Origin of the sequence: Devosia sp. (assembly GCF_017307565.1) — a bacterium.
Classification (GTDB): domain Bacteria; phylum Pseudomonadota; class Alphaproteobacteria; order Rhizobiales; family Devosiaceae; genus Devosia.
Genome location: NZ_JAFKHD010000068.1, coordinates 15,917 through 40,174, shown reverse-complemented (window position 1 = coordinate 40,174; position 24,258 = coordinate 15,917). Strand labels below are relative to the sequence as shown.

General features: G+C 56.7%; 22 protein-coding genes. 4 read left to right on the top strand and 18 right to left on the bottom strand.

The genetic code is table 11. The features are described from left to right. Window positions 1-6: 6 nt before the first annotated feature. Genes J0I64_RS01530 through J0I64_RS01520 form a run of 3 tightly spaced genes read right to left on the bottom strand, consistent with a single transcriptional unit; the run spans window position 7 to window position 2,609 of the window. The gene (locus J0I64_RS01530) at window positions 7-987 is read right to left on the bottom strand and encodes a glycosyltransferase (RefSeq protein ID WP_291405735.1); all 981 of its coding nucleotides are present in this window, start codon (window positions 985-987) and stop codon (window positions 7-9) included. Beyond that, on the bottom strand, window positions 984-1,754 hold the full coding sequence (locus J0I64_RS01525) for a DUF268 domain-containing protein (protein WP_291405750.1): 771 nt from the start codon (window positions 1,752-1,754) through the stop codon (window positions 984-986). The genes J0I64_RS01530 and J0I64_RS01525 overlap by 4 nt, the downstream gene beginning before the upstream one ends. A gap of 12 nt (window positions 1,755-1,766) precedes the next feature. After that, complete coding sequence (locus tag J0I64_RS01520; protein ID WP_291405733.1) at window positions 1,767-2,609, bottom strand: glycosyltransferase family 2 protein; 843 nt, start codon at window positions 2,607-2,609, stop codon at window positions 1,767-1,769. A gap of 185 nt (window positions 2,610-2,794) precedes the next feature. On the opposite strand from J0I64_RS01520, the gene J0I64_RS01515 reads away from it, so the two are divergent. Further along, a complete protein-coding gene (locus J0I64_RS01515; RefSeq protein WP_291405731.1) occupies window positions 2,795-3,499 on the top strand; it encodes a methyltransferase domain-containing protein in 705 nt (234 codons plus the stop codon). Window positions 3,500-3,537: 38 nt separating this feature from the next. Here J0I64_RS01515 and J0I64_RS01510 read toward each other — a convergent pair whose 3' ends face one another. The 14 genes from J0I64_RS01510 to J0I64_RS01445 all read right to left on the bottom strand — a co-directional run bounded on the left by J0I64_RS01510 (window position 3,538) and on the right by J0I64_RS01445 (window position 19,023). After that, window positions 3,538-4,446 (bottom strand): NAD-dependent epimerase/dehydratase family protein, encoded by a 909-nt coding sequence (locus J0I64_RS01510; RefSeq protein WP_291405729.1) that lies wholly within the window; start codon window positions 4,444-4,446, stop codon window positions 3,538-3,540. Between the two features lie 33 nt (window positions 4,447-4,479). Beyond that, the gene (rfbA, locus tag J0I64_RS01505; RefSeq protein ID WP_291405727.1) at window positions 4,480-5,349 is read right to left on the bottom strand and encodes a glucose-1-phosphate thymidylyltransferase RfbA; all 870 of its coding nucleotides are present in this window, start codon (window positions 5,347-5,349) and stop codon (window positions 4,480-4,482) included. After that, a complete protein-coding gene (rfbB, locus tag J0I64_RS01500) occupies window positions 5,346-6,428 on the bottom strand; it encodes a dTDP-glucose 4,6-dehydratase (RefSeq protein ID WP_291405725.1) in 1,083 nt (360 codons plus the stop codon). Before rfbB ends, rfbA (J0I64_RS01505) begins: the two co-directional genes overlap by 4 nt. Before the next feature lie 152 nt (window positions 6,429-6,580). Further along, complete coding sequence (locus J0I64_RS01495; protein WP_291405723.1) at window positions 6,581-7,360, bottom strand: cephalosporin hydroxylase family protein; 780 nt, start codon at window positions 7,358-7,360, stop codon at window positions 6,581-6,583. 22 nt (window positions 7,361-7,382) lie between these two features. Further along, the gene (locus tag J0I64_RS01490) at window positions 7,383-8,189 is read right to left on the bottom strand and encodes a methyltransferase domain-containing protein (RefSeq protein WP_291405721.1); all 807 of its coding nucleotides are present in this window, start codon (window positions 8,187-8,189) and stop codon (window positions 7,383-7,385) included. Next, complete coding sequence (locus tag J0I64_RS01485; protein WP_291405719.1) at window positions 8,189-9,415, bottom strand: NAD-dependent epimerase/dehydratase family protein; 1,227 nt, start codon at window positions 9,413-9,415, stop codon at window positions 8,189-8,191. The genes J0I64_RS01490 and J0I64_RS01485 overlap by 1 nt, the downstream gene beginning before the upstream one ends. Further along, complete coding sequence (locus tag J0I64_RS01480) at window positions 9,412-10,446, bottom strand: ATP-grasp domain-containing protein (RefSeq protein ID WP_291405717.1); 1,035 nt, start codon at window positions 10,444-10,446, stop codon at window positions 9,412-9,414. Before J0I64_RS01480 ends, J0I64_RS01485 begins: the two co-directional genes overlap by 4 nt. Continuing rightward, complete coding sequence (locus J0I64_RS01475) at window positions 10,439-11,551, bottom strand: DegT/DnrJ/EryC1/StrS aminotransferase family protein (RefSeq protein ID WP_291405715.1); 1,113 nt, start codon at window positions 11,549-11,551, stop codon at window positions 10,439-10,441. The genes J0I64_RS01480 and J0I64_RS01475 overlap by 8 nt, the downstream gene beginning before the upstream one ends. Continuing rightward, window positions 11,548-12,090 carry a dTDP-4-dehydrorhamnose 3,5-epimerase gene (gene rfbC / locus J0I64_RS01470; protein WP_291405713.1) on the bottom strand — a complete coding sequence of 181 codons (543 nt, stop codon included), beginning with the start codon at window positions 12,088-12,090 and terminating at the stop codon, window positions 11,548-11,550. Before rfbC ends, J0I64_RS01475 begins: the two co-directional genes overlap by 4 nt. Beyond that, a complete protein-coding gene (locus J0I64_RS01465; RefSeq protein WP_291405711.1) occupies window positions 12,087-13,322 on the bottom strand; it encodes a class I SAM-dependent methyltransferase in 1,236 nt (411 codons plus the stop codon). The genes rfbC and J0I64_RS01465 overlap by 4 nt, the downstream gene beginning before the upstream one ends. Next, complete coding sequence (gene rfbG / locus J0I64_RS01460; RefSeq protein WP_291405709.1) at window positions 13,319-14,368, bottom strand: CDP-glucose 4,6-dehydratase; 1,050 nt, start codon at window positions 14,366-14,368, stop codon at window positions 13,319-13,321. The genes J0I64_RS01465 and rfbG overlap by 4 nt, the downstream gene beginning before the upstream one ends. 17 nt (window positions 14,369-14,385) lie before the next feature. Beyond that, entirely contained in the window at window positions 14,386-15,159 is a 774-nt protein-coding gene (gene rfbF / locus J0I64_RS01455) for a glucose-1-phosphate cytidylyltransferase (RefSeq protein ID WP_291405707.1), read from the bottom strand. An 87-nt stretch (window positions 15,160-15,246) separates the two neighbouring features. Beyond that, on the bottom strand, window positions 15,247-16,986 hold the full coding sequence (locus J0I64_RS01450; RefSeq protein WP_291405705.1) for an ABC transporter ATP-binding protein: 1,740 nt from the start codon (window positions 16,984-16,986) through the stop codon (window positions 15,247-15,249). A 156-nt stretch (window positions 16,987-17,142) separates the two neighbouring features. Next, entirely contained in the window at window positions 17,143-19,023 is a 1,881-nt protein-coding gene (locus J0I64_RS01445) for a nucleoside-diphosphate sugar epimerase/dehydratase (RefSeq protein WP_291405703.1), read from the bottom strand. Between the two features lie 294 nt (window positions 19,024-19,317). On the opposite strand from J0I64_RS01445, the gene gmd reads away from it, so the two are divergent. Both gmd and J0I64_RS01435 read left to right on the top strand, forming a co-directional pair. Continuing rightward, entirely contained in the window at window positions 19,318-20,439 is a 1,122-nt protein-coding gene (gene gmd, locus J0I64_RS01440) for a GDP-mannose 4,6-dehydratase (protein WP_291405701.1), read from the top strand. Window positions 20,440-20,442: 3 nt separating this feature from the next. After that, window positions 20,443-21,375 (top strand): GDP-L-fucose synthase, encoded by a 933-nt coding sequence (locus J0I64_RS01435; RefSeq protein WP_291405699.1) that lies wholly within the window; start codon window positions 20,443-20,445, stop codon window positions 21,373-21,375. A gap of 47 nt (window positions 21,376-21,422) precedes the next feature. On the opposite strand, the gene J0I64_RS01430 is transcribed toward J0I64_RS01435, so the two are convergent. Beyond that, the gene (locus J0I64_RS01430) at window positions 21,423-22,625 is read right to left on the bottom strand and encodes a sugar transferase (RefSeq protein WP_291405697.1); all 1,203 of its coding nucleotides are present in this window, start codon (window positions 22,623-22,625) and stop codon (window positions 21,423-21,425) included. Between the two features lie 752 nt (window positions 22,626-23,377). Here J0I64_RS01430 and rfbA (J0I64_RS01425) point away from each other — a divergent pair. Then, window positions 23,378-24,256, top strand: coding sequence for a glucose-1-phosphate thymidylyltransferase RfbA (gene rfbA / locus J0I64_RS01425; protein ID WP_291405695.1), 879 nt, complete (start codon window positions 23,378-23,380; stop codon window positions 24,254-24,256). The last annotated feature ends 2 nt before the right edge of the window (window positions 24,257-24,258 follow it).

Genomic DNA, 24,258 nt, shown 5'->3' with positions numbered 1-24,258 from the left:
AACGTCCTATGTCTTGGTTTTAAGGAGCTGTCGCGCCTTGCGCAGCAGATTGGCGATGGGACGGGGGAGGGCCCGCCGGACGCTCTGCACCAGCAAGCGCCGCTGCGCCAATCTATAGCGGTTTCGAAACTCGGGCGTCCACTGCCTGGGCGCACCGCCAACAGCAATCGCGGCCCGTCGCCACAATTGCAGCGCCTGCAGTATGATCCGGTTCGAGGCCGGCGCGCGACCATGATAGAGCCGCGACAGGTCTAGGCAGTGCGACGGCGAAATACCCGGCAATACATGCTGCAGATTGTCGGCGGAAATGACGATGACGTTGTCCAGCATCTCTTCGGCACCACTGCGCATCATGCTGCCGGGCACTTCGCGGTAGACTGTATGCACTTCAGGAAGATTGGCGATTTCGTGCGAGCGGGCGATGCGCGACCAGAATTCGTAATCCTCGGGAATGCGCTTGGCGCGCTCGACGCGATATCCACCCAGTGCGCGGACGACGTCTGTACGGTACATGACTGACGAATGCACAAAGGGGTTGTCGAATAGCAGGTCGAGCTTGAGGCTTTTGGACTCGGTTGGATGACGGTGAAACCGGCCGCTCTTATCATCCCCGACGTAAATCGCGGCCCAGGTGCCGAGCAAAGCGACGTCCGGATTCGACTCCATGAAGGCCAGTTGTTTTTCCAACCGCTGCGGCAGCGCCAGATCATCGTTATCAAGGCGCGCAATATATGCGCCGCTGGCCAGTTCGATGCCCCGGTTAAGCGTTGCCGCCAGGCCCTGATTTTCTTGTTCGAAAACCTGCATCCGCGGGTCTTCTACCGCGGCGAGAATAGCACCCGATCCATCACGCGACCCATCATTGATGGCCACAATCTCGTTGGCTGGACGCGTCTGCTCGAGCGCGGAGACTAGGGACGCTTCGAGCGTGTTTTCGGCGTTGTAGACCGGGATCAGGATCGTGATGGTTGGCGGAGACGTGGTCACTTTGGCTTCTTGAACCAATAGCATCCGCAGGCATATTCCTGAGAGCGGACGAGCGCCGCATCTGCCGCAATCAGGCCATCAGGAGCAGGTCCATCTGGGATCAGTGCGAATTCTTGCAGCTCCAGCCCCTCGAAATAGGAAAGTAGACGTTCGTGATCGTAAATCCTGTGGGCATTGAACTGCACACGTTCTCTGCCAACAGGGACTGCAACAAGCAAGTCACCACCTGGCCTCAGGACGCGAACGAGCTCTCTCATCGCTTTCAGGTCGCCCATGGCGTCGATTGGGTCGCCATAGCGCCCGAGCCCGATGTGTTCGAGTACGTGCATGCAGGACAGTGAATCGATAGAATCGGTTACGAAGTGCAGGTTCGTTAGGTCTGCTGCACCACATGTCAGCCCACTCAGCGCCAGCGGAGCGGGGCGAAAGTCGTAAAATTCTGTTGGAATAAAGGCGGAAATAAGCGTGCAGAAAGTAAGAGTGGATGAAATGTCCACATGTATAGCGGGGCGCGTTGTTGCCAATATTCTGGCTGCCCAAGCAGGGTGATAGATGTAGTGTCGATCGAACTCGGTTTGTATCGTTTTTTCCGACAAACAAACGTACCTGTCATCCCAGTTCATGGGTTCAGCGCGCAATTCCGCATGTTGTTTGCTCAGCAAAGCGAATTCATCGACAAAATTCTCATCATAGATATTTTTCTGCACTTGAGCGACTTTGTGTGCCCTCAATCTGGCGCGCAATTTTCTAATTGCTGAAATAACCATGCTGGTCACTGCCTACTTCATATCCTTGGTGGCCTTTATGTCGCGCTCTAAGCTGCGGATATAAGGGCTATGACTTTTGCGCAGTTCTCTCATTACGATTAGATTTTGAAAGAATTTTAATTTTCTCTCTGAGTATAAGTTAAGAACTTTTTCACTGTATATTTGAAACGAGTGCAGAAGGATTTCGGAAGAGATTTTTGCAGGTGAAGTTCCATTGTAGGTAAATTTAGCCTTTGGGACGAAACGGATGCCGCCATTGAGAAATAAGGTGTGTAAAAATACACCTTCATTGAAGTAGGCTATGCTGCTGTCGAACACGCTGTCTAGGTTGAAGCTCTCTAACATTTTTCTGTCATAGAGACCGTAGAAGCAATGTCCGCCACCATACCCAGCAAAAGCTCTTAAATAATCCCAGTTCGTCTGGCAGTTGCCGAAGATTTTTGAATGGATACCTCGTGAGTAATGTGTTTTCTCCTCATCAAAAAACACATCAACGTCTGGGAACGTCATTACTACATTTTGGTGTAGACGTATCTCCTGATAGAGGTGGAGTAAGGTGTCGTCTGCGCCGAAAGCATCGTCATCGGCTAACCACATAAAATATTTCGTGTCGGCTTGCTCGAGGAGAAAGATAAAATTGCGCTTTGCTCCCAAATTTTCTTTTTGGCGAAAATATTGTATGGGCAGTTTATCTGCAAACTCCGCAGCGATCTTCTCAGTCTCAGTGGTGGTACTGGCATTGTCGCTTACGATAATTTTGTCTGGCTGCAGGGACTGTTTTTCGATGCTTTCTAGCGCTTGGCGCAGACCCGCGGGCCTGTTGTAGGTGGGAATCCCTATTGTAATCTCGGCCACGCTTGAACTCCAATGCGCCGTCGGCTAGCTCATGGCTTACCCCAATGGCGGCGATGGGGTATTGCCTAGGTGGTTGTTGATGACCTGCTCGGGCTATAACAAACCCATGCGGCTTGCAACACGGCTGATGTACCGGCCATGTCGCCTCTCTCCGAGTTTCCGCGTCATACAAATTTGGAAGTTCTATGCCTGCAATTATGACAAACGAGCAGTTCAGATGGAATTGGGTGCGCGAGCGTATCGGTGAAATTCCAGCCGGTCAGTCATTGCTCGATGTTGGAGCAGGTGAGTGCTTTTACAAACCAGACGCGGCGCATCTCCAGTATGTGGCGCAGGACCTTGCCACCTACGACGGCAAGGGCGACGGCAAGGGGCTGCAGACGCGTGAGTGGAACACGTCTCAAATCGATCTGGTCTGCGATCTTCTCGATATTCCCGAGGACACACTTTACGATGCAGTTCTCTGCTCCGAAGTCCTAGAACATGTCGCCGATGCCCCTGCATCAGTGCGCAAGATGTGCAAGCTGGTAAAGCCCGGCGGGCAGATCATAATAACTGCGCCATTCGTCAGCATGACGCATTTTGCTCCCCAGCACTTTGCCACGGGGTTCAGCCGGTATTTCTACGAGCATCACCTTGGTGTTGCCGGTTTCGACATCGTCCGCATGGACGCCAACGGCAATATGTTTGAACTCGCAGCGCAGGAGTTCAACCGAGGCATGGATCTTATCGGCGTCTACAGCGGCAAGCCGATGAACAATTTGCTCCGCAGAATTGGCGGTCGCCTGACGCGCATGGTTGCCAGCTATGGGACACGCTATCCGCAGTCATCCGAAATAGGTCTGTTTGGCTGGAACGTGGTGGCGGTTCGCCGGCCCTCAGAGCAGTGAATAGGGTTGGGCGGCGCGATTTTTAGAAATAGCGCTGTTTAGTCTGCCAGCGCCTTAACCGTCCGCGACACACCGGCTGTCAGCGGAACAGCTGGGCGCCAGCCGAAAATACTATGGGCCAGTGACACATCTAGTACTACTTCCGGTGGGTCGAAGGACCTTGCCGGCTTGAATTGGCGGTGGAGGGTTTTGCCGGTCGCCTGCTCAACCGTCTCCATCAATTCGATCAGGCTGGTGCCCGTCCCGGCTCCACAGTTAAACGTGCCTGTCGCATCGCTTTCTGCTGCTGCCAGCAGTAAGGCGGTGGCGTCGGATATGTAGACATAGTCGCGTATCACGCTGCCATCGCCCCAGATCGTCGCCGGTTGGTCTGTTAGCGCGAGATGGATGAACGTACTCACCGCGCCAAGCTGGCCAAAAGAATTCTGGCCCGGCCCATAAGGGTTGGCGAGTCGGATAATTGTCGGCGCTAGGCTATAGTTGGCCTCATACATGCGCAGGTACCGCTCGATCGCCGATTTTACGACGCCATACGCGCTCAGGGGATTGAGCGGATGCTTTTCGTCTATGGGGAGATAATGTGGTCGCCCATAGACGGCGCCACCAGAGGACAGGAACAGAATGCGGCGATTGCCGGTCTGTCGCATCGCCTCTAAGAGCCGCACCGTAGACATCAGATTGCTCTCGATATCGGCAAGCGGATCTGCGTTGGATGTTGCGGGCGTCGACGTCGTGGCAAAGTGGCAGATGCGGTCGGCTCGGCTCAACAGCTCTGAGTCGGCGGCCAGGGCTTGGGTCCCGCCGGAGCGGTAATCGACGGCCGGACCATGCTCATCTGCGATTGAAGCCGCGCGGCCGACAATCGTAACGCGATGGCCTTTGCTGACAGCGGCGGACACAAAATGTCTGCCAATAAAGCCGTTACCGCCGATAACCACGAAATGCATATGCTGCTCGACTAGAAGGGAAATGGCAGGCCGTCAGCGGCCCGCTGCGATGTGCCTGAGATAGAGGCCGTAGGTGCTTTTGCCGAGTGCCTCCGCGGCCGACTCCAACTGAGCCTGGCTGATGAAGCCCTGCCGAAAGGCGATTTCTTCCGGGCATGCTATCTTGATACCCTGCCGCTTTTCCAGAATCCCTACAAACTCCGCCGCTTCGAGCAGACTGTCGGGCGTACCGGTATCAAGCCAAGTGTAGCCTCGTCCCATCAACTCGACGTTGAGCTGGCCGCGTTCGAGATAGATCCGGTTGACATCGGTGATTTCCAGCTCACCGCGGGCCGATGGCCTGAGGTCGGCGGCGATATCGACCACCGAGCCGTCGTAGAAATAGAGCCCGGTCACGGCCCAGTTGGAGCGCGGCTTCAGGGGCTTCTCCTCGAGGGAAATGGCTGTCATGTGGGAGTCGAACTCTACAACGCCGTAGCGCTCGGGATCAGCGACCCGGTAGGCGAAGAGGCTGGCGCCTTCCTTGCGCCGCGTCGCCGTACCCAAAATGCCTGCCAAGCCGTTGCCGAAGAATATATTGTCGCCCAGAATCAGGCACGATGGCTGACGATCGATGAAGTCGGCGCCAATCGTATAGGCCTGTGCCAACCCCGCCGGCTCGGGTTGGACGGCATAATTGATTGTGATGCCCCATTGCGAACCGTCACCCAGTAGGCGCTTGAAGCTTTCGTTGTCATGCGGCGTCGTGATGATCAGGATATCCTGGATTCCCGCCAGCATGAGCGTGGTCAGCGGATAATAGATCATCGGTTTGTCATAAATCGGCAGCAACTGCTTGGAGACTGCGGCGGTTATGGGATAGAGCCGTGTGCCGCTACCGCCTGCCAGTATGATGCCCTTCAATGGCTCTCTCCCTCTAATGCGGCAGTCGCCGTTTTTTCCAAAAGTCCGAGCCGCTCACCGGCGTGGCGGGCACGCAGCGGCGTCCACCACCAGTCGTTGTCCAGATACCAGCGTATGGTTTGCTCAATGCCAGAATCGAACGTGTAGCTGGCACGCCAGCCAAGTTCGGTTTCAAGACGCGTTGCATCGATTGCGTAACGCGCATCATGTCCCGGGCGATCTTCGACGAAAGCGATAAGATCGCTCCGTGGTGCAGCATCAGGTCGAAGATCGTCAAGGATGGCACAAATCGACAGAACCACATCGATATTGCGTCGCTCATTGCGGCCGCCAACATTATAGGTCTCGCCGGGACGCCCGCGTGCCGCGATGAGGTCGAGAGCCCTGGCGTGATCATCAACGTGGAGCCAGTCGCGGATGTTGTCTCCGCGCCCATAGACGGGCAGGGACTTGCCTTCCAGAGCGTTGAGGATGGTCAGTGGTATGAGTTTTTCCGGGAAGTGGTAGGGCCCGTAATTGTTCGAGCAATTGGAAACCACCACCGGCAGCCCATAGGTACGCTGCCAGGCCTTGGCGAGGTGATCGGAGGCCGCTTTGCTGGCCGAATAAGGCGAACTGGGGTCGTAGGGGGTCGTTTCGGCAAACAGGCCCTCGGCACCGAGTGATCCATAGACCTCGTCGGTCGAGACGTGGAGGAACCGAAATGCTGTCTGCTGGGGCGGCGTCAAGGTCATCCAATAGGCCCGGCTTGCCTCCAGAAGGGTAAAGGTGCCCAGCACATTGGTCTGGATGAACTCGGCCGCACCAGTGATGGAGCGGTCCACATGGCTTTCGGCGGCGAGATGCATTACCCGGTCCGGACGAAATTCTGCAAACGCCGCGGCCATGGCCGCGGCATCGCAGATATCGGCTTTGACAAACCGATGGTTGGGGCTATCTGCCACCAAGGTCAGCGAAGCGAGGTTACCGGCATAGGTCAGCTTGTCGACGGTCAGGACGTCATAGCCAAGCTCCTGCACGAGGTAGCGCACCAGCGCCGATCCGATAAAACCCGCCCCGCCTGTAACCAAAACCCGCATGATTAAGCTGCCTCAGGACTGCGCAACGGGAATAACAAAACCCCACGCGATTTACACGAAACCGCGTCGGCGCGGTCATATGGGACGAGCGACTGGTTCCGGCTTTATCGACTCGCTTCGCAGGGATGAAGCACTTTGGCACGTTGCGAAAACTAATCCTTGCGGCGGAGGAAGCCATGCGGTGCTACGGTAATGAGTAGCTTGTGGTCGAAGTCAAGGTCGCTCTCGAACTCAGAGTGTGTCTTGAGATATTCCCACACCGCAGTCTTTGGATTGTCGCCCTTGTCCCATGGACGATCCGGGAAGGACCCTGCCGGCATATCTTCGATGAGAGTGTCAAACACCACGCAGTAGCTTCCCGGTGTGGTCAGCGGTGCATAGGCCTCAAGTTCGGCCAGAACATGCTCGTGTGTGTGGTTCGAGTCCAGTGAAACCAAGACGCGCTTATATCCGGAAGCTTTCGCATGTACAGCGGCAATGGTTTCTGGATCGATGGAGGAGCCTTGAATCATGTCGATCCGGTTGGCCATCGGGTGTGCCTCAATGGCGCTACGGTTGTGCTCGCGGATATCGATGTCGACACCCAATACGCGGCGCTTTGGCTTGGCCGGATCAAGCAGTTCTCCAGCTTCAACGGCATCGCAATAGTCAAGCATCGCCAGCATCGAGGCACTGAGGATCAGCGAGCCACCATGGGCAATGCCGGTCTCGATCACGAGGTCAGGCTTTATGCGCCAAATCAACTCCTGCATGGCGACCATGTCTTGCGGGAACTGAATGATCGGCCGGCCAAGCCATGAATAATTATAGGTGTAGCCGTGGGCGTTCGCCTCTTCGATCCATTTAACGGTATCCGCCCGAAGGGTTTGGTCAGTCCCGAGCGCTCGAATGTTACCAGCGACCTGGGCCGCAAAATCCTTGATCGGATCCATTTTTTTTCCTTTTGAGGCCGACTTAAGCTTTGGTGGCGCAGATATAAATGACGTTGCAATCCTCAGGATGGTCTTTGCCATATTCGTAGCAAGCACGGCAGAACTCTGACTTCCAATCACGCTGTTCTGCACCAACACGACCCCAGCCAAAGCCGCCTTCTTCCCATGGACCATTTTTAAGGAACCAGTCGATCTGCGGAGTCGACATCATCTTGTAAAAGACGCCGCCGGTTGCCACGATATTGAGGCCGGCCTTGTTGAAGTCCTCCTTGAAGGTCTCCATCGTGTAAGAGCGTCGATGGCCCACAACGTTGATGTCGAAAGGCGAAAGTTCCTCGCAACTTTCGAGCGTTCCCATCAATACCGCTATCTTACGGTTGACAGCATGGGCATTGGGTACATGGACGATCAGGATTCCCTCGTGTTCCAGAAAGCTGGCGGCCTTCTGGAGAACCTGAACCGGGTCCTCAACGTGTTCGAGAACGTTCAGCATGGTTACGGTGCTGAACTTCTCCTCGATATCGAGGTCCTCGATCAGCGCATGATGCATTTCAACCTGTGGAAGCCGCTTCTGCGCTTCCGCCAAGTGTTTGCTCGACGCATCGACGCCGACGATACGCTTGAACCGGTGCGCCATTTTTTCAGTCAGGAAACCATCCCCGATCGGCATGTCAAGCAGAGAGTCGCCGCGCACGTGATCGAGGCATGACATCACCTGATAGTGGCCCAGGTAGCTGTTGTAGTCGCTGAAATTTACGGAACGAGCCCAGGAAAAGCCTTCTTGAAGGGCGATTTCGTCCGCGGGCGTCGTTGATCCGGTGTCCGCCATCATGTTTTTCCTTGCATAATTATCTGGTCGAGCCCGTCAGAAATAGACCAGCTCGGCTCCCAGCCGAGGATTTTCCTGACACGGGTGTAGTCCATTCGAATATTCGGTGCATAGTCCGCAATCGGGTGCTGGACGACTTTGCTCGCCGACTGGGTTCGTTCCACGATAGCAGATGCGATGACCAAGGTGCTTGTCATCTGACTGGTTCCCACATTGAAGTCGCCCGACGCATCGGAAGTCAGGATGGACAAAAGGGCGGACTGCAGATCGTCAATATGCAGTAGGTCAAGTTGCGGCGAACCGTTCAGATAGCAGTGAGTTTGGATAGGTGCGCCACGGCGGGCCTTATCAAGGAAGTTGTAGATGAACTTTGGTCGGTCGCTTCCAATCCCATAGACTGGGGACGACCGAACGATTACCGCATCCAGACCGTGCAACTGTCGATAGTGGCCTATCAGCGTCTCGCACAGCATCTTGGCCTCGCCATAGGGGCCCTTGGGCAAAGTGGGCAACGTTTCATCTGCCAGTAGGTCGACCGAACGGTATCCAGAATAGACTTCCCAACCGGACAAAAAGATCAGCCTCAAGCCATTCTCCCGGCAGACGTCTAGCGCGTTGCGTAGCATGGTCACCGCATCGCCCGTCGCCTGGGCAGACGTGTAGATTCGCGGATTGGCCAAGTGCACCAGTGTGTTGATGCGATGTTCCTTGACAAGCAAATCGAGCGCGACTGCTCCGGCCGAAAGATCAGCCTGCGCACGGCTTGGCGCGAGCACGAAAGCTGCGCCCTCCAAAGCTCCGCTTAACGCCGAACCGATAAAGCCCGATCCTCCGGTGATAAGAACCCTGAGTCCATCCAGTTTAGGCACTGGTTCATCTGCTCTCAATGCCGCGCGCACCGCATTGAGGGGCTCTAGTTTGATCTCGTTCTCGCCAGTTGTCCGGCGTACTTCGCGGACAGCGGCATCAAAGGACATGGCGCCATGACGGAAGAGGATACCCGCAGCTATGGAATTGCTACGAGAAATCCCATAGTCGCAGCAGACCACAAGCCTCTGGCCAGCCTCAAGCAAGGCTGTTCCCTGCTCTATCTTTAGGCGGATGGCGTCCAGATTGTTGCCGTTTTTGTCGACCAAATCGCGCACGTCAACAACCTGGATATCAGGGCTTATGTCAGGCGATCCTGCGGGCGCGGTGCCGAGGAATGGAGTAATCCAGCGGATCATACCTTTAAGCACTCCGGCTCAACAAAGGTCTCGGTGAGAGAACGCAGGTACCAGCCTTCCTTGATCGAGGATGGTCGGATGGGCGTGCCTTTCGCCAGATACTGCAACAGCCAATGAAGCTCGTTATGACCCGCCATGGCTCGCAGGTACGAGGATGCCGACAGACGAGGATTGATCTCAAACGGAACTAGAACGCCGTCGCGAAGCCTGCCCTGGATGTTGATCGGACCACGACTTTCAATGGCGAGAGCGATGCGTTCGGCCTGCAGGCAAATGTCCGAGAAACTGCCGATATAACCTTGGGTGTAACCGCTAGAGATTAACCCACCACGGCCCCGCGACATCACCGATAGCTTGCTGTCTAGGCTGCGCTTGAGTGCTATTGAGGCGGCCACTGCGCCGTCGGGCGTTGAAAGCACCCCTACGGTAAACTCACCGTTGTCGTGGCTGATATATTCTTGGGCGATGGCGACTCCACCAGCTCGGCTGATATAGTCGGCGTAGATGCGGGCCTCATCTACGTCGACTGCAAAAAAAACCATCGCACTGCCGCCCGATCCTGTGGCCGGCTTGATGATACAGGGGAGCCCGACGGCGACAATGTCGTCATCCTTATGGATCTCACGAGTCAGCGGGACGGGTATATCTAACGCAGCCAATCGCCGAAATGTCTCGGCCTTATCGGAATAGACTCGGATGAGCTCAGCATCATTCGCTATTAGGCCGATGCCGGCCGCCTCAAGAGCAGGCTTAGCTGCGGCGAGCAGGACCATGGGTTGTTCACCCCCAGGAACCAACCAGCGCGCATTTGCCAACTGGCAGGCGCCTATGACCGACGCAATATAGTTGTCTCGGTCGACGTGGAAGGCTTTTTCGAAACGCTCGTCATAGAGACCGAAAGCAGTCGATGAAATATCGCAACCGAATATCCGGTAGCCGCCAGCGAGATGCAGCGACTTCATGAGCTCGGTGCCAAGCGAGGCGCCGCCGATCCCCGCAATCATCACGTTAATTAGATTTGTGTCAGTCATCTTTGGCCCTCAACAGCCGTCGAACTATCTCGCAGACATGCTGGATGTCTTGCGTCGCCATGTCGTGATAAGTGGGCAGGTTGATGGCGCGACGATAGATGTCGTGGGCGACGGTATTGTCGGGCCGCGACGGGAAGTAGGGCAGTTCCGAAAGCGGCCAAAAAAATACCCGGCCATCGATCTCGTTGGCTTTGAACTCGGCAAGCAAGCCATCGCGCGTGAAGGATACCGCGCCATCAACGACGATGGTGGGCATCCAGTAGCCGTTGACACACCCCTCTGGCTCCGGATTCATCGTTAGCGGAAGGCCCGCAAGCTCGCGCTGATACTGTGAAAAAACCCGGCGCTTGCCCTCAATCAGCTCTTCGATCCGCTCTACCTGGGCCAAACCGATCGCCGCCTGGATGTTGGACATCTTGTATTTGAACCCAACTTCGTCTGGCCAGAACTGCTTGGTCTGGCCACGCGCCCGGCCGTGGTTTGACAGGGTGAGTACACGTTCAAAGAGCGCGTCGTCATTGGTAACAAACATGCCGCCTTCGCCGGTGGTGATGGTTTTGGTACCATGGAAGGAGAATGTTCCGAACCGGCCCATCGAACCTGCCCGCTGACCGCGCCACTGGCTGCCGATGGCTTCGGCTGCGTCTTCGATAACAGGAATGCCATAACGTTCGCCGATCGCCAGCAGAGCGTCCATGTCGCAGAGATTTCCATAGATATGGACGGCGATAATGGCTTTGGTTCTGGGGGTAATCGCTGCCTCGACCTTGGCCGGGTCCAAGCACCAGGTATCGGGCAGGATATCAACCATCACAGGCGTCGCACCCAGATAGATCACTGGGGCTACTGAGGCGATCCAGTTTATGTCCGCGAGAATGACCTCGTCGCCGGCCCCCACGCCCAGTGCTGCAAGGCCCAAGTGAATTGCGCCGGTGCAGCTGGAGGTGGCGACTGCGTGCTTCACGCCCAAGTGCCTGGCGAAAGCGGTTTCAAATCTGCCAATATATTCGTAGCACTTTTCGCCCCAGCCATTGCGGGCCGCGTCTGTTGCGTAAGCCACTTCGAGGTCTGTGATGGAAGGCTTCGTATAATGGATGCGGGTCATGCCAGCTTGCTCTCTGCCATAGTAGGAAGTTCGAGATCGCGAGCGCCAATAACGCTATGGGGGAGAGGCCATTCCACGCCGATCTCCGGATCGTCCCACCGCACGCCGCGGGCAAAGCCCGGGGCATAAGGCACCGTCATGGCATAAAGCACTTCGGAATTGTCATCCAGCGTCTGGAAGCCATGGGCAAATCCCTTGGGAATATACAGCTGACGATGATTGACTGCGCTCAGCTCGACACCAAACCATTTGCCCAAGGTGGGCTCGTTCTTCCGTAGATCAACGATCACGTCGAATATGGCACCGCGTGTAACGCGTACCAATTTGTCTTCTTCGTGTGGCGCTGCCTGGAAATGCAGACCCCGCAACGTTCCTTTGAGGACGTTGAAGGATATCGATTGCTGCACGAAACTTGCGCCAAGTCCGTGTTCCGCGAAGCCTTCGGTCGAAACCGTGCGCGCAAAAAATCCACGCTCGTCCGCGTGTGGCTCGATATCGATCACGTACGCACCGGCAAGAGGTGTCTCGGTGAACTTCACGGGATGATATCCAGTGTCGGAATCGGCACCACGAACTGCCCGCCCCAAGCCCGAATACCGGACATCTGGTCAATAATCTCGTCGCGAATATTCCACGGCAGGATCAACACATAGTCTGGCCGTCGTTTTGCGACCTCTTCGGGTGCCAGCACCAGAATACGCGATCCGGGCAGGAGACGCCCCTGCTTTGTTGGGTTCTTGTCGACGACAAAATGCACCATGTCAGCGCGCACGCCGCAATAATTGAGCAGGGTATTACCCTTGGCGGCGGCACCATAGCCTGCCACGGTCTTGCCTGCCGCGCGTGCCTCTATGAGAAACTGCAGCAGGGCGCCCTTGGTCTGAACAACACTTGTGGCAAAAGCATCGTACCGCTCGGCAGCGTCGAGGCCTTCGGCGTGCTCGCGCGCCAGCATCTCGTGGACTGCCGGCGTGGTAACGCGGTCTGAAGCGGTGTGACAGACGAAAATACGCAGGCTGCCGCCGTGTGTGGAAATGCTCTCGACGTCGAAGACACGCAGGCCCGCGCGTTCGAAGATCGGGGTCAGCGCGGTGAGTGAGAGGTAAGTGTAGTGCTCGTGATATATCGTATCGAACTGGTTCTGCGTCAGCAGGTTCAGCAGATGTGGAAACTCGAGGGTGATCACTCCCTCCGGCTTTAGCACCAGCGGCATGCCACCGACGAAGTCGTTGATATCGGGCACATGAGCCAGAACATTGTTGCCGAGCAGCAAGTCCACGGTCCAGTCATCGGCTGCCAACGCTGCTGCGCTGCTGCGGCCAAAGAACATTTCTCGGGTTTCGACACCTTTCAGACGTGCTGCTGCCGCCGTATTGGCCGTGGGCTCGATGCCGAGGGCTGGAATTCCCGCTTGAGCAAAAAATTGCAGCAGATAGCCATCATTGCTGGCCAGTTCCATCACTCGGCTCTGCGGCGTAAGCGACAGTCGCTCAGTCATGGCCTCGACATAGCGGCGCGCGTGCTCGACCCAGCCGGTCGAGAACGACGAGAAATAAACGTAATCCTCGTGGAAATGTGCGCTGGATTCGGGGCTCGACTCCAATTGCACCAGCCAACATTTTTCGCAAACACAGGCTTTGAGCGGGTAAAACATTTCGCCCGTTTGAGCATCGCTAGCTTTGATGAAAGCATTGGAAATGGGCGACAGGCCGAGGTCGCAGACCACACGGCTCAGTGGCGTCCCGCAAGACATGCACGTCGCTGAACTCATTGTAGAAACTCATCGATCTGAGAGGCAATAAGGGATGGAGCAACCGAGCTATTCTGAGCCACGCTGCGATACCAGACGGCGGTTTGCTGCAGTGCCTTGTCGAGGCCCCAGCGTGATTTCCACTGAAGGTCGCGTCGGGCCCGACTGGAATCCAGGTAAAGAAACGCCGCCTCATGCGGAGCGTCTTCTTGCCGTTCCACCTGCCAACGCAATTCCGGCCAATGTTGGGAAAGCCCGGTCAGCAGTTGTCCTACACTAACGTTATCTACAGGATCGGGGCCAAAATTGTATGCGGTGGCGGCATCGTGTTTGCCTGCCAACAGGGCGCTGCCGAGCGTCAGGTAGCCCGACAGGCAATCCAGGACATGCTGCCAGGGTCTGGTGGCGTCAGGGTTTCGTACGACGAGGGCATTTCGACTTGCTGCTGCCCGCGCGGCGTCGGCGACAAGACGGTCCTGGCTCCAGTCGCCGCCGCCGATGACATTACCTGCGCGAGCGGTGGCGATCAGTGTGCCGCCGTCATTGAAAAAGCTCTTGCGATAGCTTTGCGCAACCAGCTCGGTTGCTGCTTTGCTGGCACTATAGGGATCGTGCCCGCCCAAAGCGTCGGTTTCACGATAGCCCCATTCCCAGGCTCGGTTCTCATAGCATTTATCGGTCGTCACAATGACGATCCCAGCGATGCCCTTGGCGTTGCGCGCAGCGTCTAACAGATTGACCGTGCCCATGACATTGGTGGACCACGTGTCAATGGGATCTGAATAGCTTGGCCGCACCAACGCCTGTGCCGCCATGTGGATCACGAGATCCGGTTGCACGTTGAGCACTGCCTGGCGCAAGGCAACAGCGTCACGAATGTCGGCAATGGTCTCGTTCGCCAGCATGTCGCCGATACCGGCGAGTTCTGCAAGATTGGGTGTCGATGATGGTTGGAGCGCGTAGCCAAATACCTCGGTACCGAGGTGCCGAAGGAGGGCAACCATCCAGCTGCCTTTGAAACCGGTGTGCCCTGTGAGAAACACCCGGCGGCCAGCCAGGTTCGCCAAGCTTGATCTCGCCGAGGTCAAGTCCAGGCCTTCCATGGCGCCTTGCCACTCTGCCACAGCTCTTCAAGCATAACCTTTTCCCGCAACGTATCCATGGGCTGCCAGAATCCCGAATGCCGGTAAGCCTCGAATTGGCCCTTCTGAGCAAGTGCCTGCAAGGGAGCGCCTTCCCACGAGGAGCTATCGCCGTCGATTTCATCGATGACCTTGGGCGACAGCACAAAGTAGCCGCCGTTTATCCAGCCGCCGTCACCCTGTGGCTTTTCGATGAAGCCACGAATGCTTGTTCCGTCCATGTCCAGCGCGCCATATCGGCCGGGTGGCTGAACTGCGGTTACTGTCGCCAGCTTGCCATGGGCGCGATGGAACGCGATCTGTTCCGTAATATTGATGCTGGCCAGCCCGTCGCCATAGGTGAAGCAAAAGGCTTCCTCATCCTTGACGTAGTCGCGCACGCGCCGCAGGCGCCCACCGGTCATAGTGCTCTCGCCAGTATCGACCAGCGTCACTCGCCACGGCTCGGCATAACGTTGATGGACCAGCATTTCATTGTTTTGCATGTCGAAAGTGACGTCCGACATGTGAAGGAAGTAATTGGCGAAATATTCCTTGATGATGTAGCCCTTGTAGCCACAGCAGATCACGAAATCATTGATCCCATGCGCACCGAAAATCTTCATGATGTGCCAAAGGATCGGGCGGCCACCAATCTCAACCATTGGTTTTGGTTTTACGCCAGTCTCCTCTGAGATGCGCGTACCAAGCCCGCCTGCCAATATAACTGCTTTCAAAGCTACCTCGATATGATCCAGAATGAGCGATACCGCGCAGTGACCTGCTTATAAGATGAGCTGAACTGGCAACTCAAGCCAAGGCTGTCAGGCAATCAGCTCGTCGTATCGGCCAACGCGTTTCACGCGCCCACCTTCGATTTCCACCAGTGCATCGCAGTTTTTGAGCGTCGTCAGGCGATGCGCCACCATGATGATTGTCACATGCGAGCCGAGCGCCTCGATGGCATCAATCAAGGCACTTTCAGTTTGGTTGTCCAGAGCGCTCGTGGCCTCGTCAAGGATGATGAGATCGGCCTGCTTGTAAAGTGCGCGCGCCACGCCGATACGCTGCCGCTGGCCTCCTGAAATACGAAGCCCGCGCTCGCCGACGCGCGTATCATAGCCGTTTTGCCAGCTCTCGATCGTATCCGCTATCTGGGCGGATCGCGCTGCAGAGCGAAGCCTATCCATGTCGATTTCGTCACGTTTGCTGCCGAAGGCGATGTTTTCAGCAATGGTGCTGTCGGAGAGGTAGATTGCCTGGGGAACATGCGCTACGTGGGCGCGCCAAGCCTTTTGATGTTGCTCGGTGATCGGCAGGCCGTCGACCTCGATGCGGCCGCCGCTCGGCTCGAGCAGCCCCATGATGATATCGAGCGTCGTACTTTTTCCGCCGCCAGTGGGGCCATAAAAGCCGCATCTGCTTCCTTTCGGAATTGTCAAAGTCATGTCGTGTAATACCGGGACGCTGGCGGTGGGATATTGAAAGCTGACTGCTGCCAGCCGGATATCCCTCTCGAACGGTACCTTGCTTACTGACTGCGACGGCGCATCAGGCTGGTCCAGCAACTCGATGACCCCCCAAAGCGAAGCTTCGCTGCCTCTGATGGTGGCGATGGCCGCGTAGCTTTGCTGCAGCATGGGCAGCAGACGCTGCGCGCCCAGCGCCAAAACCCCCAAGGTCGGGATCGCTGATCCCATACCGCCATCGGCACGGGTCAGAAAAAAAGCGAGGGTCGCTATCAGGATCATGCCGAGCGTTTCGACAATGAACCGGGGCGATCCAGCAATGATGGCATTGCGGCTCATTGCTGCCTTGAAGGGGCGGTCGGCATTGCGAAAGATCTGGGCATAGGTTTCTTGCGTGCCGTCGATCAGCACGTCGCGGATGCCGCCAAGACCCTCTTGCAAGGCATTGATGGCCCGAGCCGATTCACGAGCAATAATTTCACCATTTTGCTGAAGCCGCTGTCGGACGGCGATGGTGATGGTGATGTAGATCACCGCAAAGGTAATACCGGTGACGGCCGCGACGGTGGGATCTGTGACGATCAGCGTCACAAGAATGCTAAGGCCAACAACGGTCGACGTCATCAACGTCAGGATTTGTGCAACCACATTGCCGGCAACCGCCATGGTCTTGTTCATGACACCATCGATTATGGTGCTTGAATTGCGCTGTAGCTGCACGGAGTAGGGTTGGAGCAGGCTTTTGCGGTAGGCGCGCTCACTCAACTCGGTCGCCAATCCGAAAGAATAGTTATTGTTGGCGACTAATACGATCCAGCGAATGATACCGGCGGCGAGAGCCGCAGCGATGAACGCCATCAGCGCCGCGAAGGCAAGGGGCGCAGTGTCGGTAAGGCCTATGGCTGTGGCCACCGGTTGTATGAAGCCGCTTTCCATTGCTTGCTGCGGCGAAGCCAAAAGCAGAAGCAAAGGAAACAGCATCGCGAGGCTCATAACCTCGGCAACGGAAGCAAGAAGCGAAATGGCGATCAGGCCATAGAATTGGCGGCGACGCCGCTGGGGTAGTCGTTGCCACAAAGCTGCAACAGCGTTCATGGCGCCTTCCCTGAAGTCGCGAAGATGGACGGGGCCATTCAGACTCATCGAATATGTCTCAACTGCAGATCGATCTCTTGCAAGCCCGGCGGGTCGTCAGAAACGAGCAGTCGCGGTCTAGCCACGATGGGGGGCGCCGTCCAGTAGAAACGCAGTCTAGGCATCAGCCTTTTCGGGCAATTGGCTGATCAGGCCAAATAGGCATTTGCGGGCGGCGGTTTCATCATTAGCGTCGACGTGGGCGATAAGCTCGGCAAATGCCATCGCGACCGGGATCGAGCTTTCTTTTGGCGAGCGACGGATTTTGGGATGATCGGTAGTTTCCACCGCGCCGTCGTCGTAGAATAACTCCTCGAACATTTTCTCACCGGGGCGCTTGCCGGTAACGACGATTTCGATGTCTCCATCGGGATTTTCAGCACTGCGGACTGCCAGGCCTGCCAGCTGGATCATGTTCTCTGCCAGGTCCCTGATAAGCACGGGGCTGCCCATGTCGAGCAGGAAAATGTCTCCGCCGTGGGAGAGTGCACCGGCCTGAACGATGAGTTCGGAGGCTTCATGGATGGACATGAAGTACCGTGTCATTGCTGGATCCGTAAGGGTAACGGGGCCTCCTTTGCTGATCTGCTCCTTGAAGAGCGGCACCACAGAACCGTTGGATCCCAGCACATTGCCGAAGCGGACGGCGGTGAACCTTTGCCCGCTTCCAGCGCGTTCAGCCTCGGCCGCCTTTTCCGCTACGATCAGTTCGGCCCAACGTTTGGTCGCGCCCATGACATTGGTGGGGCGCACGGCTTTGTCTGAGGAAATTAGAACGAAGGTTGAAACGCCATGAGCGTACGCTGCATCTGCGACAATGCGAGTTCCCATGACGTTGTTGCGAATGCCCTCAAGAGCATTGGCTTCGATTAATGGCACATGCTTGTGCGCTGCCGCGTGAAAAACCACATCAGGACTGTAGGCTGTCATCGATATGTCGACGCGCTGGCGGTCGACGATTGAGCCAAGCACTGGAACGATTGTTGACGTCGGGTCCCCGCGCAATTCGCGTTCGATATTGTACAGTGCGAACTCGTTCGCCTCGAACAGGATAAGGCATCGGGGTTCAAGCTTGACAATCAGCCTGCACAGTTCAGAGCCAATCGAACCGCCTGCTCCTGTGACCATGATGGTCTTGCCGGCAATCATCGACCTCAAGAGTCCGGGGGCAGGAGGGACCGATGAGCGCCCGAGCAGCTCATCAATGTCGACTTCGCGGATTTGGCTCACAAGATAGCGCCCATCTACCAAGTCCGTCACCGGCGGCACAGTCCGAATCTTGACCCCTTGACCGCCGATTGCACTCACGATCTCGCGTCGGCGGGTCGCTGTAAGTGTCGGGATCGATAGGATGACCTCCTCGAGACCGTACTGTGCAGTAAGCATGGACACCGCCGACGGCGGGAACACCCGGATACTGGCTACATCGCGTCCGTGCAGCGTCCTGTTGTCATCAAGGAAGGCGACGATGCGATAGGTTCCCTGCCGGCGCAGGGCATTGGCAAGCTGAGCGCCAGCTTCACCCGCACCATAGATCGCAATCGGTTTGTTTTGTTGCCGGGTGGTGCTTTTCGGCCAAAGCAGCCTTTTTGCGATGAAACGGCTGCCGCCGATGGTGATTGTGGCTAGGGCCCAATAGAGGATGGGCACCGAGCGGGGCACGACGTAACTCAGCGAAATCTGCGACAGAAAAATCACAAGAACCCAACATAGGGTTGCCAGTGTCGTCGCCTGGATCGTCGTCCACAGTGCACGTTCCGGTAGGTACCGGATAACGGCGCGGTAGAGTCCCAGTCGGACAAATATCGGGATGGCAACAATCGGCGCTGACATGATCAGCAGGAAGTCGAACAGCGTCGACGGCGGTGTCCATTGTCCAAACCTGAGGGCAAAGCTGGCCCAGAGCGTCGCCGCCAATGCCAAGGCATCAAACGACAAGATGATGACGCGTTTCCAAAACCGCGGAAGGCCGATGATCGTCGATACTACTCTCAACATGCCTACGAAATCTCTGAAATTTTCTAGCCTAGCTAGTAGCCACGCCGCTCTAAAGCGCTAACATCGGCCCATCTTTTGATGGTCGTCGCTACTGTCTACTGTTGGTAAACAGAAATAGCACATGCGGCGCAACGTCAAAACGTGGCCGAAACGCGAAGCTTGTGGAGCGACCTGCAAAGCTTGACGCTTGCGGCACAGCGGTGACACAAGCTGGCATGGCCTAAAGGCAGTCGTTTTAGCTGTTCGATTACACAGCAGCCTTTTCGCTTCAGGACGAATTTGCTCGAGGCGACAATGACAAAAAAGGCTCTGATTACGGGGATCACCGGGCAGGATGGTTCATACCTGACCGAGCTACTGCTCGAAAAAGGTTATGAAGTTCACGGCATCAAGCGTCGGGCTTCGCTGTTCAATACACAGCGCATCGATCATCTGTATCAGGACCAGCACGTCGGCAATGCACAGATGAAGCTTCATTACGGCGACTTGTCGGATACGTCCAACCTCACGCGCCTGATCCGAGATATCGAGCCTGACGAGGTTTATAATCTGGGCGCACAGTCGCACGTTGCGGTTTCCTTCGACGCGCCAGAATATACCGCCGACGTCGATGCCACAGGTGCCCTGCGCTTATTGGAAGCTATCCGGTTTCTTGGGTTAGAAAAAAAGACGCGGTTCTACCAAGCCTCGACCTCGGAGCTTTATGGTCTAGTGCAGGAGACGCCTCAGACCGAAACAACCCCCTTTCATCCTCGCTCGCCCTACGCGGTCGCCAAGCTTTACGCCTACTGGATCACGGTGAATTACCGAGAAGCATATGGACTGTTCGCCTGCAACGGCATCCTGTTCAACCATGAGAGCCCGCGACGCGGAGAGACGTTCGTAACCCGCAAGATCACCCGTGGTCTCTCAAACATTGCACTTGGTCTCGAAGACTGCCTTTACATGGGCAATATCGACTCCCTTCGCGACTGGGGGCACGCCAAGGATTACGTCCGTATGCAGTGGATGATGCTGCAGCAGGATAGTCCCGAAGATTTCGTGATCGCGACAGGCAAGCAGTACTCAGTGCGCGAATTCATCTCCTGGGCCGCTTCGGATTTGGGCATAACGATTGAGTTCTCGGGTTCAGGCGTTGACGAAGTTGGGACTGTCATCGGGGTCGACGGGGACATGGCCCCCAGCGTGAAGGTTGGTGATGTCATCCTGCGCATCGATCCCAAGTATTTCCGCCCTGCGGAGGTCGAAACGCTTCTTGGTGATCCAAGCAAGGCGAAGCAGAAGCTGGGCTGGTCACCGGAAATCACCGCGCGCGAGATGTGTCGGGCAATGGTTGAAGCTGACCATCGAGCTGCGCGGCGCTTTGCGCTCCTGAGGTCGCATGGCCTGGATTTGCCCGTGAGTTTTGAGGGCTGACGCATGACATATGATCTGAACAGAAAGCGTGTCTGGGTTGCTGGCCATCGCGGCATGGTTGGAAGTGCCGTTGTGCGTCGGCTTGCGTCCGAAGGCTGCGAGGTGATCACGGCTGGTCGGGAAACGGCAGACCTCATGCGCCAGAGCGAAGTCGAAGCTTTTATGGCCGACGCCAAGCCTGATGCCATCGTGATGGCAGCTGCCAAGGTCGGGGGCATTATGGCCAACGACACTCGGCCTGCCGAGTTTCTCTATGACAACCTCATGATCGAGGCCAATATCGTTGCGGCGGCGCATGCCAACGATGTTGAAAAGTTCCTCTTCCTCGGTTCGTCCTGCATCTATCCCAAATTTGCTGATCAGCCGATCTCGGAAGACAGTCTGCTCACGGGGGCGCTGGAGCCCACCAACGAGTGGTACGCGATCGCCAAGATAGCGGGTATCAAACTCGCTCAGGCTTATCGCAAGCAGTATGGCCGTGATTTTATTAGCGCGATGCCGACCAACCTCTACGGGCCTGGCGATAATTTCGATCTGACTTCCAGCCATGTCATGCCCGCGCTTATCCGCAAGGCACACGAGGCGAAAACGGCTGGAGCATCCTCGATTACCGTGTGGGGCACGGGAAAGCCGCGGCGCGAATTCCTCCACGCCGACGATTGTGCAGACGCTCTGGTGTTCCTGCTCAAGAATTACTCCGACCATGAGCATGTCAATGTCGGGTCCGGAGAGGACGTGACTATTTTGGAACTTACGCAGATCGTTTGTGAGGTGGTCGGTTACACTGGCGAGATCGTGCACGATCTGTCGAAACCTGACGGTACACCGCGCAAGCTGATGAGCGCCGAAAAACTGCGCAACATGGGTTGGGCGCCCAGGATCGCGCTAGCCGAGGGTATTGCAGAGACCTATCGGTGGTTTCTCCAGCACCAGTAGACCACGCGTAGTTTCGCATCGCGACTACACGCCCGGAAAGCGCCGGGTTAGGGCGCCATAGCGTCTCCGCCGCCCTTGCCTCGGAGAGTTTGGAGCGCAATCGACAGGTCAAGACGCAGCGATCTGAGCTGGACATATTGCGCGTCCCATTGTGCCAGTGTGGCCGGTTGGCTCATGTCGACCTTTTTGACCTGAGCGAGACCTGTAATGCCCGGTTTGACGGTTAGGACGCCAAGCTTTTCTCGTTCGCTGATAACCTGAGCCTGATTGGGCAGCGAAGGCCTCGGTCCGACAAGAGACATCTGGTTAAGCAGAATGTTTATGGCTTGTGGGAGTTCGTCCAGCTTGGTGCTCCTCAAAACCTTGCCAAGAGGCGTTACTAGAGAGGTCGATGCTTCGTGTGTGCCCACATTGGGCGAGTCTTGCGCCATGGTCCTGAACTTAAAGCACGTAAAGATACGGCCATCTTGCCCCACCCGCTCCTGCGCAAATATCCCTGGCCCGCGTGACTGCAGTTTTACCGCCAGCCATATGGCCACCAGAAGCCAGCAGAATGGCACGAGGATAGCGAGGGCTACGAGCACGTCTGTGCATCGCTTGATCCACAGAAAGGCTGAGTTCTTCGACTGATCCCTGCTGACTACGGTCTGCTGCGGGAAATCTGGAGCGTTCAGTGCATTCCAGCAGGCAGTAGCTACAGCCGCGTGATCGGCCACGGGCGTGATTGCACTGTAAAGCTCCAGCAGCCCTTTGCGCAGGGACGGGCTAGCGGCGTTGAGAAGTGCCAGACGGCCGTTGAGTTGATCGCCAACGATAGCGGATGGATAGATCACGCGCGTTTCTACGCCTTGGGCGGCAAGCACGGCATTGGACGCTGTCCTTTTACTGGTGGCATAAGAGGAGCGATTTCGGTCATCCAGAGCCTGGGTCGTGGACATGTATACAAACCGAGCGATTCCAGCCTGTTTAGCGATGTCGACGAGAGAAGCCGTCAGATCCGTATTCGCGTGCACAAACTCTTCCGCAGACGCTGCGACGTTGTTGTTCAGAACGGCGAGGTGCAAAAGTCCATCATAGCCTTTGGCATGCTGAGTTAGCTCCGCATAGCTCGTGCACTCCACGCTAGGAAACAGCTTTGCCAGACGTGATGGCTCACGGCCTACGAGAAGCAACTGCGCGCCGCGTGCAAGAAACGCTGGCACCAAGTCGCGGCCGACGACGCCTGAGGCTCCGGTAATAATGATCTTCAATCTGAACCTCCGTCACAGCCGTGACGGATAGGCGGGAACGCTGCCTGCCGCAAGTCCGCCGGATGGGTGTGAGAGGTGGTCAGTGAGAGCGGCGAAGCGTTATGGGGCTATAGCTGCTCCAGCACGGCCGCATGGCAATTGCGCGAACTGCGTTCGAAAACGCTTCAAACATCCAATAACGCCAGTTATCTTTCATGGTGTTAGAAAACATAACCAAGTGGTAAAATAGCGTCTTTTCGCGCGCCGAATGCAGGTGGTGCGTTTTGGGGGATTTCGGAGGCCAGTGATGTCAGCTGCAGGGCCCTTCAGTGCGATATCGTGTCTTCTGGTGGCGTGAAGCGAAACTTTATACTATGGCCAGACATCGACCGCTTTTGCGCTTCCGGGGTTTCTGTGACTGCCAAGAGTTCGGCCAGGCGTTTGAATAGTCAGGTGTTTCGTAGACGCTTCGGGGGAAGATTTTGTGCCGTTTCTCGAACTCGACGGGTGATGGCCTTGCGTCGCGGACATACTTACGGGGTGGGTTGCAGAGCATCTCGGTATAATCGAACACGTTCTGGGTGGTCTTGCGACTGAAGGCGAGGGATGTCTGGTCCCTAGCTCCAACAGGCTAGGCCTCCATTGCCGGAAAAGGCGATTTCTTGGGGGGCGTGGGGGTGGTCCTATGCCGTAGTGCTTCTACGGTCCATGTGCTTCGATTTTCCTACTGACACATGAGCTTGCCGTGAGTGGGCTTACGTGAGGAGGAAGAGGTGAAGGGTATCATCCTGGCGGGGGGCAGCGGGACGCGGCTTTATCCGTTGACGCTGGCGATCTCCAAGCAGATCCTGCCGATCTACGACAAGCCGATGCTCTACTATCCGCTCAGCGTGCTGATGCGGGCAGGTATTCGCGACGTCCTGATCATTTCGACGCCGCGCGATTTGCCTGCTTTCGAGGCTCTGCTGGGCGATGGCAGCGAGTTCGGACTCAATCTTTGCTATGCCGAGCAACCCCAGCCCAATGGGCTGGCCGAAGCCTTCATCATTGGGCGAGAATTCATTGGCGATGACCATGTCGCAATGATCCTCGGGGACAATCTCTATTTCGGGGATGGCCTTGTTGATCTCACCCGGGCCGCCGCGGCGCGTGAGGAGGGCGCGACGATCTTTGCCTACCAGGTGGACGATCCACAGCGCTATGGCGTCGTGACGTCCGCCCATTGCACCGGCAAGGCAGTGCGGATCGTCGAGAAGCCAGAATTTCCGGACTCCGACTGGGCCGTGACCGGGCTCTATTTCTATCCCAATGACGTCATCGACGTGGCCGCGGCGACGAAACCGTCGGCGCGCGGCGAGCTCGAGATTACCTCGGTCAACAATGAGTATCTGCAGCGCGGCCAACTCCATGTGGCCAGGCTCGGTCGGGGCTATGCATGGCTCGATACGGGGACGCATGAAAGCCTCCATGACGCGGCGTCGTTCGTGCGCACGATCGAGCAGCGGCAGGGCATGCAGATCGCCTGTCTTGAAGAGATTGGCCTTGAAATGGGGTGGCTGGATGCAGACCGGGCCATGGCGCGCGCCGGGCGGCTCGGAGCGTCACGCTATGCGACTTATCTCAAGCGGCGTATCGGGGAACTGGTGCTGTGAGC